The following is a 13,098-nucleotide window of genomic DNA, read 5'->3' as shown; positions in this document are numbered from 1 at the left end:
AGAACCCGGTCGCACCGCGTGGCGCGGCCGGGCTCAAGGCCGATCACGTCGAGAAGAAGAATTGCTGCGGCAGGGCCGGGCCTGGATTGGGCCACGACCACGAGTTCGGATATTTCGCTGGCACATTCGCCAGGTTGGTCTTGCAGATGCCAAAGGCGTTCACCGCCAGGCAAATGCCGATGGTCTCGAAAGCGTCGGCCGTGAGATCGAACAGCTGCTTCATGATTTCGCCGCGCTTTTGCAGGTCGGCCGTGGCACGAGCCTGATCGAACAGCTTCATGCGCTGCTTCTGGCTCTCAGGCGGCTCCTGGCCATCCTTGCCGCCGGAGACGTACCATTGCGCCCACGGCACGGCGTAGCGCGAGCCCTGTGTGTGCTGTGCGAAGAAGTCGCGCGGATCGAGCATCGGATCGAGGCCGCCCGGACCGGGCCACACCGCCGCATCGTGGTCGTTGTTGTCGCCGCGCGTGTAGTAGAGCGCGCGCTCGATGGTGTTGACCTTGATGTCGATGCCGATATCGGCCCAGTGCCGCTTCGCCAACTCGAGCGCATCGACCTCGTCCGGGTAGAGCGTCGGGATTACGTCGATGGCGAAGAAGATCTTCTGTCCGTCCGGACGTAAGCGGAAGCCGTTGGCATCCTTCTTGGCATAGCCGAGCTTGTCGAGGATGGCATTGGCCTGGGCCTGATCGAACTCGCTGAACTGCGTCGCGAGCGTGGCATGATACCAGGGATGCCCCGGCCGCGGCCCGGCCTGATAGGGCTGCGATTGTCCGAGATAGACCAGCTCGATGATCTCGCTGCGGTTCATGCCGAGCGACAACGCCTTGCGAAATTCCTTGTTGGCGAACATTTCCCGCATCTTCGGATCCTTGTGCGTGAGGTTCAGGTAGATCTGAACCTGCTGGGATCCGGAATTGATCAGTTCGATCAGGCGATAGCCGCCCTTCTGCATGTTCTGCGACAGCGTAGGTTTGTTTTGTAGCGTATCGATATGGCGTTCCTGGATGTCGAGACGGCCAGAGATCACATCGAGCATCAGCGACTCGACGTCCTGCGAGATGTTGAAGTTGAGCCTGTCGATATAGGGAAGCTGGTTGCCGGCGGTGTCGACCTGCCAGAAGTAGGGGTTGCGCTCCATCACCACGCGCGTCGCGCCGCCGGTGTAGGGTTCCTTGATGACCCATGGATCGAGCGTCGGTTTGTCGGCGTTACCCCAACGCGTGGGGATTTCGATGTCGCCGCACTTGCTCCGGAACAGCGTGCCCCAGTCGGAGAGGTTCGCGGCCTTGACGAGATCGGCCACCGCCGGATTGTACTTCGGGTGGAACTGGCTGCAGTAGTGCTTCGCGAACAGCGTGGGATGCTGTCCGAGCGGCGTTGCCATCTGCTCCAGGAACAGCGCGTAGGGACCAGCGAAGGTGAACTTCACAGTGGTGTCGTCGATCTTGGTGACGGTGCCGGCCTTGCCACCGATCACGATCGGGGTCGGCGGCGATTTATAGAGCTCGGTGTTCTTGGCGCAGTCCTCGATGGCGAAGACGATATCGTCTGCCGTGAACGGATGACCATCCGACCACTTCATGCCCTTACGGAGATGGAAGGTGAATTCGGTGGAATCGGCGTTGACCTCCCATTTTTCGGCAACATTCGGCAGCACCTCGGTGAAGGCGAGATTCCAGCGCACCAGGCCCTGATTGCCGACCATGCGCAGGATACCGTTGTGGTCTGCCGAGCCGCGCAGGCCGCGCCGCAGCGCGCCGCCATAGCGGCCGACCTTCTCGACGGTGACGACCATTGGGTTGGCCGGGATGCGGTCCGCCAGCGGTGCCAGCTTGCCGTCCACCACGAGCTTGGCAAGCGCCGGCGCTTCCCTGGCGCCCTCGGCGCGCGCCGCATAAGGCAGTGCGGAAATCGCGGTCGCGCCGGCAAATCCCTTCAGCACGGAGCGGCGGTCTAGTCGGCGGCAGTGGGGCGTCCTCTGCTGGATGTCCTCGCTCATGGTTCCTCCCGGTCGAGATGTGTGTTGCGGCCATTCGGCCTTGTGGTTCTTGATGGCGCCGTCGTGTAGTTCGCCACTGTCATGGTGATAGTCGTAATGTCATCATGTCACCGTGATCCCTACGCTGGTCCAAAAAACGTTTCGCCGGGATGCAGCACGCGCAGCGGATGGGGCGCCGCGGCCGGGTGCGACGCGAGCTTGACGAGGGTTTCGTCAAATCGGAAAGCGGCGTTGCGAATGCGGTTCGAATAAGGGACCAGCGGATAGGCGCCGGCTTTGGGCCAGATCAGCGGATCAAAGTGGCCGGTGGCCATGGGAACGAGGACATCGATGCGACGGTTGCCAGGCGCCTCGCGCCAAAGCGATGCCAACCGTCCGCCCTCATGCGGCCGCACCGCCGCCCGCATCGCTCGCGCGGCCAGCTTGCAATCGGATGCACGCACGTCCGGCTCGTCGAACGCCGAGGCCCGCGCCGTCTGCGCTGTCTCTTTGCGCATACATTCCGTCCCTGTGGCCGGACTCTTGCCGGCTTATTGACATGGGGTGGATTTGATATATCAAATTTCACGGCTGTCCATAAAGCGTTTGGCCAATATCCAAAAAAATTTGGGCGCATGAACCTGCGTCCAGGGAGAGCAGCGTGCCGCCAAGGCTTCAGCCGGTCGATCCGGTTTATCTGAAAGGGCTGCGTGCGCATGTCCGCGAGGAGCTGCGTCGCGCCATCATCGCGGGCGAGCTGCCGTCCGGCGCGGTGCTCAACGAACGGCAGATGGCGGAACAGCTCGGCGTCAGCACCACGCCGCTGAAGGAGGCGTTGCGCCAGCTCGAAGCCGAAGGCCTGGTCGTGGCGGAGCCGCGCCGCGGCATCCGCGTGACCTTCGATGCCGAGCAGGCCGAAGAGATGGCGCTGGCCCGTGCCGCGCTCGAGAGCATGATCGCCCGCATGGCGGCGTCGCGCATCGACGATGAAGGGGTCGCGCGGCTGGCCGCCATCGTGAGCAAAATGGCCGAGGCGACCGCGGCGAGCGCGACCGACGATCTGATCAAGCTCAACGAGTTGTTTCACGATGCCATCCACGAGATCTCGCGTTGCAGTTATCTGCAGCGCATTCTGGTCGGGCAGCGCGTCTACGTGCATACCGCACGTCAGTTCATCCTAAGCGACGCGGAGGAACGAGGCCGCGCCCTTCGCGAGCATTGCACCATCTACGAAGCGCTGGCCCGCCGTGACAGTGACGCCGCCGAGCGGGAAATGCGCGATCACGTGGTCCGTTCGGCACGGCAGCACGTCAAGGCCGCGTTCGAAAACCGTGGGCAACCGCAAACTGCTCCCCAAGCTGTCCGTGCTACGAAGGAGCACAACTCTTGAGGTTGAAAAAAGTAAGAGCTGCGCTCGAGGGCATTTCGGGCGTGCATGTTACGCCCTACGCCACGAGCGGCGACATCGACCGGCCGTTGCTCAGCCGCATCGTCGACAGAATCGCGGGCGCGGGCATCCACAATATCGTATCCGCCGGCAATACCGGTGAGTTCTACGCCTTGGCAGCCGACGAAGTCCGCACCGTGCATGATGGCGCCATCGAAGCCAATGCGGGCCGCTCGCTGCTGACCGCCGGTGTCGGGCGCTCGCTGAAGGAGGCGATCGAGCTCGGCCGGCGGGCGAGAGACAAGGGCGCCGACGCCTTGATGGCGCATCAGCCGCTCGATCCGTTCGCAGCACCACAGGCGCAGGCAGCCTACTTCAAGGCGATCGCGGATGCGGTGGATGTGCCGCTCATTGCCTATGTCCGCTCGGACGCGATGAGCCTCGGCGACATCTTGAGTGTTGCCAACCACCCGAACGTCGCCGGCGTGAAATTCGCCACCACGAACCTGATGCTGCTGTCCGAGTGCATCCGCTCCAGCACCGGAGCGACCGCATTGTGGGTGTGCGGTCTTGCCGAGGGCTGGGCGCCCGCCTTCTACGCGGCGGGGGCAAGGGGGTTCACTTCGGGCCTCGTCAACATCGATCCCGCCCGTTCACTGGCCATTCATGCCGCGCTCGAGGCTGGCCGGTTCGACCGGGTTCGCGAACTGGTCGATACCATCGCCAAGTTCGAGGCGATGCGGACGCGTTTCGGCAACGGCGCCAACGTCACGGTGGTCAAGGAGGCGCTGCGGCTGATCGGATTTCCGGTCGGTCCCGTGCGGCTGCCCGGCCTGCCGCGACTCGACCACAGCGACCGCGCAATCCTCGCCGAAGTGTTGCGAGCGTGGGGTGTGCTGGCTCCCGACGCCGAGGCAGAATAGCTCTAGCCATCTCGGCTGGGCCCCTGAGCCGTCCCAGCTCAGGCTGCGCTTTTCGGTACCGGTGTGTTGAGCAGCTGCTGCTCCCACAGGAACGCGATGCCACTGCCGCCGGCGTGCTGCAGGATCACCTCGGTCAGCTTGGCGGCTTGGTCGGCCCTGGCCCAGTCGCGCTGCCATTCGGCCGCCACTGCCAACCAGGTCATCATGTTGGCGCCGGCGGTGATCATGCGCTGAATGGCGATCTCGTGGGCTTCGACCGAAACGGCACCGGACGCATCTGTCACCACAGTGACGTCCCAGCCTTCGCCGAGAGCCTGGATCGTCGGCATCGCGACGCATATCTCGGTCCACAGACCGGCGATGATCAGCTGCTTGCGGCCCGTGGCCTTGACCGCATCCACGACCTTCTTATCCTGCCAGGTGTTGATGAAGGTCCGGTCGATCACCTCCTGTCCGGGGAACACTTCGGTGATCTGAGGGAAGAGGAGGCCACCTCGCTCGGCAATCACGCTCGTCAGGATCGTGGGAACACCGAAGGCCTTTGCTGCCTTCGCAAGAGCTGCCGTGTTGTTGATCACCATCTGCGGTTCATGGCTGTTCACGTTCGCAAGCTGGTAGGGTTGGTGGTCGATCAGAACGAGCACTGAGTCTTCGGGACGAAGAAGCGAAGCAAGGCCGTTACGAAGTTTCATCATGACATCCTTTGTTGCCGTTGAATGCGGCATCGGTTTTGGGGAGACGCTCGCCACAGGCGGCGTCACCTGGAGAGCTTATTGCCGTTCCCGTGTTCGATGCGGTAGTACCGTTTGGTGGCAAGCTGTGTCGCGAAAGCAGGAACGCCAAAGTGGACGTCGAAGAGCTCAGGACATTCGTGGAAGTTGCCGATGCCGGCGGAGTTTCGCCTGCTGCGCTCCGGCTCGGCGTCTCCAAGTCAATCGTCAGTCGAAGGCTGTTGCGGCTCGAATCGGAACTTGGTGTCCAGCTTCTTGCACGAACCACCCGCGGCGCCGCTCTCACGGAAGCCGGGGCGACGTTCCGAGACTATGCTGCGAGGGTCTGCACCGAAATCGACGTGGCCAAGGAAACGATCCTGCCTGCCGGCGAGCTTCGTGGACGCTTGCGAGTTGCTGTGCCGCTGTCCTTCGGCTCGAACTACTTCGCGCCCGTGATGGCGGAAATGGCGCGACGACACCCGAAGCTCCAGATCCAAACCTGCTACAGTGACCAATTCGTTGATCTCATCGCAGAAGGTTACGACTGCGCGATCCGGATTGGCTATCTTCAAGACTCGAATTTGATCGCCAGGCGGGTCGGACCGATCTACGGCAAGTTCGTTGCGAGTCCCGGCTACATCAAAGAGCACGGGTCGCCCGAGACACCCGAGGAACTCATCGCCCATCAAGCTCTCATGCAGGGCACCGAAGCCTGGCAGCTCATGGATGGCGACAAGATCATCACGGTTCGTCCGCGGGGTCGCTTCAAGGCCGACAACGGCACAGCTCTGGTGGCCGCCGCAACAGCAGGACTCGGGATTGCCTACCTCCCCGATTTCCTCACTGATGAAGTGCTGGCATCGGGGCGGCTTGTTTCAGTCATGACCCGTCATCCACCACCTCCGGCGGGTGCCTATGTCATCCGCCCGCCAGGCCAGCATCCCGCGCGGAAGATCCGGGTCCTCACGGAATTGCTGATCGAGCATTGCGATCCGGTCAAGTGATCGATTGGCTGGTGGGCCCGGCAGGACCCGAACCTGCAACCAGACTGCGCTCGCAATGACGGAGTGCGTGGCGCCGCCTCGCGCAACTCTTTCCACCGTCATTGCGAGGAGCCCTTGCGACGAAGCAATCCAGGATCTTCCCGCGGAGGGACTCTGGATTGCTTCGCTGCGCTCGCAATGACGAAGTGCGAGGCGCCACCTCGCGCAACTCTCTCCACCGTCATTGCGAGGAGCCCTTGCGACGAAGCAATCCAGAATCTTCCCGCGGAAGGACTCTGGATTGCTTCGCTCCGCTCGCAATGACGAAGTGTGAGGCGCCGCCTCGCGCAACTCTCTCCACCGTCATTGCGAGGAGCCCTTGCGACGAAGCAATCCAGGATCTTCCCGCGGAGGGACTCCGGATCGTTTCGCTACGCTCGCAATGACGAAGTGTGAGGCGCCACCTCGCGCAACTCTCTCCACCGTCATTGCGAGGAGCCCTTGTGACGAAGCAATCCAGGATCTTCCCGCGGAGGGACTCCGGATTGCTTCGCTCCGCTCGCAATGACGGAGTGCGAGGCGCCGCCTCGCGTAACTCTCTCCACCGTCATTGCGAGGAGCCCTTGCGACGAAGCAATCCAGGATCTTCCCGCGGAGGGACTCCGGATTGCTTCGCTCCGCTCGCAATGACCGGGTGTGAAAGCGAGAGGCAATCCGCGATGTCATCGCACCCCCGTGCCTTTGCAGCGCTGGCACTTCACCACCTTGTCGCCCTTCTTGAGCAGGCCTTTGCCCTCACAATTCTTGCATTTCTGCTTCTTCTTGATGTTCGGGCCTTTTTCACTGACCATGAAAATCTCCTGCCGCGAGAGAGCGGTTAACTGGGGTTTTGTAGGGGGTGGGCGAGGGCGATAATCCAGACGGACCCGATTGCGCTGCCGTTTTCATTCGATATCCATCCCCGGGGCTCTTTTTTGAAGGCATGGGAGCTACAGATACCCGTAATGTCTTGCCGATCTACTCCGATGGCGCGCGAGCTGCAACGAGGAGCCGCTGCGGGACCGTACATTCACGGATTCATCAAGAAGACCCAGAACGCCACCCGATGAGCTGGCGCTGGCGCATCGCAGAAACCGTGAATTCGAGAAATGAAGGAGACCGACATGGTCAAGAAAGACGTGACGAAAAGGAAGAAAGCAATCCGTTCCGTCGCCAGGCTCACCACGCTCGATGATTTCCTCGGCGAAGAAGGCAATCGAGACGAGTTCGAAGCCATCGCCGTCAAAGAGGTCCTTGCGTGGCAGATCGAGCAGGCAATGAAGGAGAACAACATATCCCGCAAACAATCTGGCCCAGAGCATGAAGACCTCGCGCAGTCAGATCGGGCGCCTGCTCGACCCGAAGGACGGCAACGTCACGCTGACAACGCTTCAGCGCGCCGCGCGCATGGTGGGGCGGTCATTGCGGCTGGAGCTGGCTTGAGAAGTGTGACGGCGACAGGTGCGCTCAATGAGCTTTCGAACACCGGCATTTCGTGCAGCGTCACCGTAATTCCAAGACGATCACTGCCAAAGCCGCGGTCACGCCCAGCAAGATCTGCCATCCGGCTCTCTGGAGCAGCCAGCCGGACAGGGAAGGTCGCGGCCGCGGTGCCGGCGATGTAGGTCGCGATGGGCAAGGTTGCCAGCGACTTGTCGCTGCCGAGCACGGCATAGCCCACCAATCCGTTAAGGCCGACGACGATGATGTTATTCGTTAGGAGCGCTGCCAGGCACGTCGCCAGAGGCGCAATTACACGAAGCAGTTTGAGGTCCAACACGTCCTCCTGTCGGTTTTCCAGAGTTGACAGCAAGTTCTGAGCCGGATAGATAGCGAGTACATGCTATCTAATCGAGGACGCCAGAAATGCCCGAAGTAGCTTCGTCTCCTAGCCGCGAACGATTGCAGGCCGAAGAGCGCAAGGAGCAGATCGTGCAGACGGTCTTGCGATTGGTCCATGAACGAGGCGCCGAGTCGGTCAGTACGCAGCTAATTGCGGATACGATCGGGCGATCCCAAGGGGCGGTCTTTCGACACTTCCCTACAAAAGAGGCGCTCTGGACCGAAGTGCTGGCGTGGCTCCAGGGAAGCCTGGAGGGCGTTTGGACCCGCGCTCTCCTCGAATGCGGAGACGAATCGCCGCTCGCTCGTCTCGAAAGTATCCTGGTCGGCCACGTCCGACTGATCGAGAAGTTTCCCGCGCTCGCAAAGGTGGTGATGTCGGACGATCTTCGGCACCGCTACCCAACGCTCAACGAGCAGTTTCAACGGCTTCACATCCGATACGAGCGGCAGGTGACCGATCTGCTCAAGGAAGCGATTCGGCTTGGTCAACTTCCGAAGAGCACAAATGTCTCTGACGCGGCAATTCTCTACTTCTGCATCATACAGGGACTTGGTTTCCAGTCAGCTATTGCCCGTCTGCACTCGAGCAAGCTCGCAAGTCTCGCTTCGAAGATGTTCTTATTTTTCGTTAGGGCGCTCGAAAATTTGCCGGCCGAGGCGAAGACGCGGCAAGCCGACAGCGTCCAGAAGCGAAAATAGGAGTATCGCGATGCCCGAGATCATTCCGAATTGGCATCCGGTTTTTGTGCATTTCACGATCGCCTTATACGTAGTGGCGACGGCACTGTATGCGCTCGGTCAAATTGCTCGCGGACGCAACTGGGCAGGCGTTGTGATCGTCGCGGCTCGGATAAATCTCTGGACAGGAGCTGCGCTGTCGATCCTGACCGTGATTGCAGGAATCAACGCCTTCTTCACTGTTGCTCATGACGCGTCTCAAACGATGTTCATGATCGACCACCGGCGATGGGCGATCGCGACTGCCGTCATCTGGTGGTTCATCGCAGTGTTGGAGGCCGGTAGGGCAGCTCAAGGCAAGAAAGCGCATCTGGTGGTCGCATTGGGGCTCGTTGCGGCTATTGGTCCGCTCGCCGTTACCGGCTGGAAAGGTGCCGAACTTGTCTATCGAAATGGAATCGGAATCGTCGCGACGTTGGGATCGGTCCCGCGGTAAGCCGCCGGGGTGGTTAGTCCCGGCATTTGCTTGAGAGGAAATCATGTCGCAATTTCAATCATATAAGAGCCCGTAGTTTTGTCCCGAATGGCGCGCCAGCAAACTCAGGCACTTAGGTAGCCATCAGCCGCGTTCGTTGGGCCAGGTCGTCATCGTGGTGTGCTTGCCAACTGCGGGCCCGCCTTGGCCCTTTGAACTTCGGCGCGGCAGCCGTCACTCGCTTCGCTTTTGACGTGTGGCACCGGCTTGCCGAGCCGAAGCTCGCGAAGCGAGCGAAGGCTGGTGGGCCCGGCAGGACTCGAACCTGCAACCAGACCGTTATGAGCGGCAGAATAGGGATCAGATTCGTTGAATTTCCTACGTTTTCGTTTGATTTCGATTGCGTTCGTTGCGCTTCGTTCACGCCGTTTCTGGTGCGAAACTGGTGCGGTTGAAACCCAACGTTCAGACTCATAACCTGAAAGTCATAGGTTCAAATCCTATCCCGCGTTCGAAGGCGCTGTGTCTCTATCCGATCTACGCTGAGCCACACCGAGTTTTTGCTTCAATGGAGTGCCGACGATTGCACGGTTCAGCCTCGTCGATCTTGCTTGCCAATCCGGCTTCTATTGCGGGCCCCGCTCCCTGTTAGAAGGACTCCGACCATACGCTCGGGCCCGTTGAAGAATCAGGAGAGGTAAGCTCGCCAAAATGCGCAAATGTCAAAATTGTCTTCACTCAAAGTCGGCTCGTCCTCGACCAACTTCACCCTCGCTGTCAACGTGTTAACGACAGAGCGTGGAGTGAGCTGGCGGAAGTCAACAATGGTCAGCAGATGTAAACGTTGACTCCCGTGGGGGCGCACCTGTGCATCCCGCATGCGACAATATACTTTAACATGCCAATCTAATCTGCGTGAGGTGCCGCAGTTGAAACGACTCAAGCGTCCCTCAAACAGAAAATGCACGCGGCGTTCGCTGCCGAGCGAGAATCGCCGATTCGACCTATTTCTGGACGCCCAAGCGTTGGCCATTCTTTCGTTCGCCCAGTCGAAGGGGTGCGGCACGAGCTTATGCGGCATATTCAGGTCCGCCGCAGGAAGCCGACTTCATCTCTGACGACAGTCATTGGTCCCACGGGCAATACCTCGGGATTACTGATATCGAGCTTGACGAAATCGATACTGCTTTTCCAGATCGTCCTGAGGAGATCCTCGAAGACGTTGATGGTCAGTTGCTCACCGGGACAACGGCGATAGCCGAAACCGAATGGCGCAAAGCCGGCGTAGTCGCAAACCGGCAGCGACTTGCCATCAGCGACACCGAAGACAGTCCCAAATCCACTGTTCTGGATTGCGACCTTCCGCCCGTCCTTCACATCGTAGCTCGTCTTCTCGAAGGGGCATCGGGCCATTCCGAGCCGCTGAACCCAGGCCTCGTCGATCTGGGCGCTTGTCGGAGCGTTCCCATAGCGTGAGGGATCGAACTCGGTCGGGTTCTTCCAATGGACGGCATCGAAGCTCGTGGCGGTATGCGGGCTAATGATGTAGCCGGATCTTTCAAAGGCCGGTGGCGTGGTCTCCTGCAGTGCCGAAATACTCCCGCTGTTGGGCGAGATCGTCCGGAAGAGCTCCATGACGAAGCGCTCGAGGGGGGTAAACGACGAGCGGTCGGCGGTGTCGTAATCCATCTGCATGGTCTTCTTGAACCATGCTTGGGCTTCCGGATCTCCGGTTGCGCTGCCAAGTTTCAGCATGATGTTGTAAAGCGAATTGCCCCATTGGCTGAACGCGACGAAGTTATGGAAGCACTCGAACACAACATCCTTGTGGGCAAAATTGTCATCGCCGGCGCCATTTTTGAGCCAATACCAGGCGAACGTCTTTTCCGGATTCGGGATTTTATCTGTCTCGATATCCGCGAGCCGAGCGTCGATCCAGCTCCGCAAGAAATCGAGGTCTTCTGAACCGTCATGTAATTCTCGTACACGATTTGCAGGGTCGGATTCCGATAGGCGAGGACGGTATTGAAGCTCGCTCCGATCTGACGCACCTGCGCCGGGATTGCATCGCCCTTGATGCCAAGGTGGAGGTCCCAGTAGATGTGCCAGAAGGTCTCGAGATATGACCGCATCAGCGGCTTGCCGGCGTTACCTGGCGCCAAGAGGCCATCGAAGAACTTTGTGACCTTGTCGCTGAACATCGGACGGTAGAGGTCTGGCGTAACGGCGGTCATGTAGATTCGCTTACGTCGGTTTTCGGGGCCGCGCTTGTCCAGTCCCTGGAGAAAGACAGTGACGCCGTCTTGGGGAGCGGGCCTCCAGCTCTTGCTAATCAGCCCCCACATGTCCGTGGGTAGCGCATTCTCTTTGGTAAGGCTCAAATCGATCATGGGCAGCATGGACCGCTCTCCCTGGTAGATGCTCACCAGAAAGAACGGAAGAATCGCATTCTCGACGTATTCGGGATCGAATTGTTTTGAGAACTGGGTGCGCAGGCGTGCGGCGGAGGATTCCACTGCTGTCGCCATCAAAGGCTGAGCAGCCGTGGACGCAGAGTCCGAGAAGGCAGGCTGAATCGACAATCTAGCAGCGGCCGTTGCGCCCCCGGTCAGGAATGTGCGTCTTTTCATCTGGCTGGTCTCCTGCGGCGAGAATGTGGGGTCTAACTGCGGCTTCGAAATGCTCGATAGACCGGGCTTTCACGCAGCGCGTCGGCACCGCTCCGGGTCAAGAGGTCGATCTGATCGGGCGGCAATACGAACCGTGTCGGGATGGAGTCGAGGACACGGGCACGCGCAGGATCGAGCCTGTCGAAGCCCAGCCGGTCGACGTAGAGATTAAGGTCGTCGCAACGCCAGTTGCCGCCGACGCCGAGGCGGCTGCGTTCGGCGGCTGAAAGGCTGCATCGCCAGTGCCGAACCTTGCTGGTCCATTCTTTGAGTTGAGAGGAAAAGGCCGCATAGCTTAGCCTCACACTTGCATCGATCGCGGTAGAGGCGACGGCGGCGACCAACTGGGTGCCGCTCGGCCCCTCGATTTGCTGGGTGAAATCGCCGGAGGCGCCGCGGCCGGCATCGACGACGAGAACCATGATACGCCGGACCTTCACGGCCTGTTGTTCGGACATGGGCTCGTACGGTCGCCGGGCCGCCATCAGTGCAATACTGAATCCGGACAAGCCGAGATTATCAACGAGGCCGCCATCGAGCAGCTTTACGAAGCGCATTGAGCCGTCGCGGTAGCGCGCATTGGCTTCAGCAAACGATCGCAGCAGCGGCTGCGCTCGCGGATCATGGCGGGCCAGTTCGAGCAATGGAGGAGGTTGTGCGCTACAGCCGCCTGGAAACGCCTCCAGCACGATTGGAGCGAACGCAAGCGGCACGGCAGCCGAGGCTGCCACCGCTTCGGCAACGCGATAGGACCTGATGTCGCTGCACAGGGCGTCGAAGGAGATCTGGCCGAATACGAATGGCGTTCGGTTGTAAATGTCGGAGGCGTTGATCCAGACCCGCGGCCGCCGGTCGTCGCGGAAGGCGTCAAATCGCGCGCCCTCAAACAGATTGAGATCGAGCCAGTTCGTAAACTGGCTGTCGTTGACGCCACCGCCAAAAGCGCGTGCAATATTGCCAAGTGAGACCCTGGTTGAGAGATCTTCCTCGGCATTTCGCAGCAGGAAGCGTTCGCGGAAATCATCCAGCGCCGCACGTCTTTTAAGTCCGAAATAGGCCGCGGTGACAGATCCTCCGGAGACGCCGGATACGAAGTCCACCTGGTCGAGGAGCGACTTCGCCTTGTTGTTGGATCCGACACGAGCATGGTCGAGCTCGGTCAGGACTCCAAATGAGAATGCCGCTGCGCGCATGCCGCCACCCGAGAACGAGAGGGCCAGCAGAACATCGTCGTCAAAATTTGGAATCTCTCGGCCGAACTGGCTACCGGCGAGCGCGTCTCCCAACGGGATATTGCCGGGTAGATTGTAGACGGCGGCGCATCCCGTAAGCCATACGGGAAGAGCCAGCGCGAACATTTTTCCTATCCATGTTTCCAACGCTCTCACGCGTGTCTCTCCAAAGC

14 protein-coding genes are annotated in these 13,098 nt (G+C 60.4%); 5 read left to right on the top strand and 9 right to left on the bottom strand.

Going from position 1 to position 13,098, the window contains the following annotated elements; all coding sequences use genetic code 11:
* Positions 1-43 precede the first annotated feature (43 nt).
* Together ABID59_RS23755 and ABID59_RS23750 are read right to left on the bottom strand one after the other, a co-directional pair.
* Positions 44-2,002 (bottom strand): ABC transporter substrate-binding protein, encoded by a 1,959-nt coding sequence (locus ABID59_RS23755; protein ID WP_354084983.1) that lies wholly within the window; start codon positions 2,000-2,002, stop codon positions 44-46.
* Between the two features lie 119 nt (positions 2,003-2,121).
* Positions 2,122-2,499, bottom strand: coding sequence for an aldose epimerase family protein (locus ABID59_RS23750; protein WP_354084982.1), 378 nt, complete (start codon positions 2,497-2,499; stop codon positions 2,122-2,124).
* 143 nt (positions 2,500-2,642) lie between these two features.
* On the opposite strand from ABID59_RS23750, the gene ABID59_RS23745 reads away from it, so the two are divergent.
* Positions 2,643-3,371 carry a GntR family transcriptional regulator gene (locus tag ABID59_RS23745; protein ID WP_148753369.1) on the top strand — a complete coding sequence of 243 codons (729 nt, stop codon included), beginning with the start codon at positions 2,643-2,645 and terminating at the stop codon, positions 3,369-3,371.
* Between the two features lie 2 nt (positions 3,372-3,373).
* Positions 3,374-4,291 carry a dihydrodipicolinate synthase family protein gene (locus ABID59_RS23740; protein ID WP_354085049.1) on the top strand — a complete coding sequence of 306 codons (918 nt, stop codon included), beginning with the start codon at positions 3,374-3,376 and terminating at the stop codon, positions 4,289-4,291.
* Positions 4,292-4,329: 38 nt separating this feature from the next.
* On the opposite strand, the gene ABID59_RS23735 is transcribed toward ABID59_RS23740, so the two are convergent.
* Positions 4,330-4,983, bottom strand: a complete 654-nt coding sequence (locus ABID59_RS23735; RefSeq protein WP_187435092.1) for a hydrolase — start codon at positions 4,981-4,983, stop codon at positions 4,330-4,332.
* 152 nt (positions 4,984-5,135) lie between these two features.
* Between ABID59_RS23735 and ABID59_RS23730 the strand changes: the two genes are divergently transcribed.
* A complete protein-coding gene (locus tag ABID59_RS23730) occupies positions 5,136-6,008 on the top strand; it encodes a LysR family transcriptional regulator (RefSeq protein ID WP_354084981.1) in 873 nt (290 codons plus the stop codon).
* Positions 6,009-6,709: 701 nt separating this feature from the next.
* Here ABID59_RS23730 and ABID59_RS23725 read toward each other — a convergent pair.
* The 3 genes from ABID59_RS23725 to ABID59_RS23715 all read right to left on the bottom strand — a co-directional run bounded on the left by ABID59_RS23725 (position 6,710) and on the right by ABID59_RS23715 (position 7,803).
* Entirely contained in the window at positions 6,710-6,838 is a 129-nt protein-coding gene (locus ABID59_RS23725; protein WP_256374932.1) for a hypothetical protein, read from the bottom strand.
* Between the two features lie 138 nt (positions 6,839-6,976).
* Positions 6,977-7,348: a hypothetical protein gene (locus ABID59_RS23720; RefSeq protein ID WP_354084980.1), complete on the bottom strand. Its 372-nt coding sequence runs from the start codon at positions 7,346-7,348 to the stop codon at positions 6,977-6,979.
* Positions 7,349-7,401: 53 nt separating this feature from the next.
* Positions 7,402-7,803 (bottom strand): hypothetical protein, encoded by a 402-nt coding sequence (locus ABID59_RS23715; RefSeq protein WP_354084979.1) that lies wholly within the window; start codon positions 7,801-7,803, stop codon positions 7,402-7,404.
* Between the two features lie 89 nt (positions 7,804-7,892).
* Here ABID59_RS23715 and ABID59_RS23710 point away from each other — a divergent pair, with 89 nt between their 5' ends.
* Positions 7,893-8,570 carry a TetR/AcrR family transcriptional regulator gene (locus tag ABID59_RS23710; RefSeq protein ID WP_354084978.1) on the top strand — a complete coding sequence of 226 codons (678 nt, stop codon included), beginning with the start codon at positions 7,893-7,895 and terminating at the stop codon, positions 8,568-8,570.
* A 10-nt stretch (positions 8,571-8,580) separates the two neighbouring features.
* A complete protein-coding gene (locus tag ABID59_RS23705; protein WP_354084977.1) occupies positions 8,581-9,045 on the top strand; it encodes a DUF2231 domain-containing protein in 465 nt (154 codons plus the stop codon).
* A gap of 1,062 nt (positions 9,046-10,107) precedes the next feature.
* Here ABID59_RS23705 and ABID59_RS23700 read toward each other — a convergent pair.
* From ABID59_RS23700 to ABID59_RS23690, 3 genes are read right to left on the bottom strand one after another with little or no spacing between them, the layout of a single operon-like run.
* Positions 10,108-10,779 (bottom strand): cytochrome P450 family protein, encoded by a 672-nt coding sequence (locus ABID59_RS23700; protein WP_354084976.1) that lies wholly within the window; start codon positions 10,777-10,779, stop codon positions 10,108-10,110.
* On the bottom strand, positions 10,773-11,654 hold the full coding sequence (locus ABID59_RS23695) for a hypothetical protein (RefSeq protein ID WP_354084975.1): 882 nt from the start codon (positions 11,652-11,654) through the stop codon (positions 10,773-10,775). The genes ABID59_RS23700 and ABID59_RS23695 overlap by 7 nt, the downstream gene beginning before the upstream one ends.
* 32 nt (positions 11,655-11,686) lie before the next feature.
* Positions 11,687-13,051, bottom strand: coding sequence for a patatin-like phospholipase family protein (locus tag ABID59_RS23690; protein WP_354084974.1), 1,365 nt, complete (start codon positions 13,049-13,051; stop codon positions 11,687-11,689).
* Between the last annotated feature and the right edge of the window lie 47 nt (positions 13,052-13,098).

Source organism: Bradyrhizobium sp. S3.3.6 (assembly GCF_040546905.1).
Taxonomy (GTDB): domain Bacteria; phylum Pseudomonadota; class Alphaproteobacteria; order Rhizobiales; family Xanthobacteraceae; genus Bradyrhizobium; species Bradyrhizobium cytisi.
Note: the sequence above shows the minus strand (reverse complement) of the source record. Positions and strands in the feature narration are given on the sequence as shown.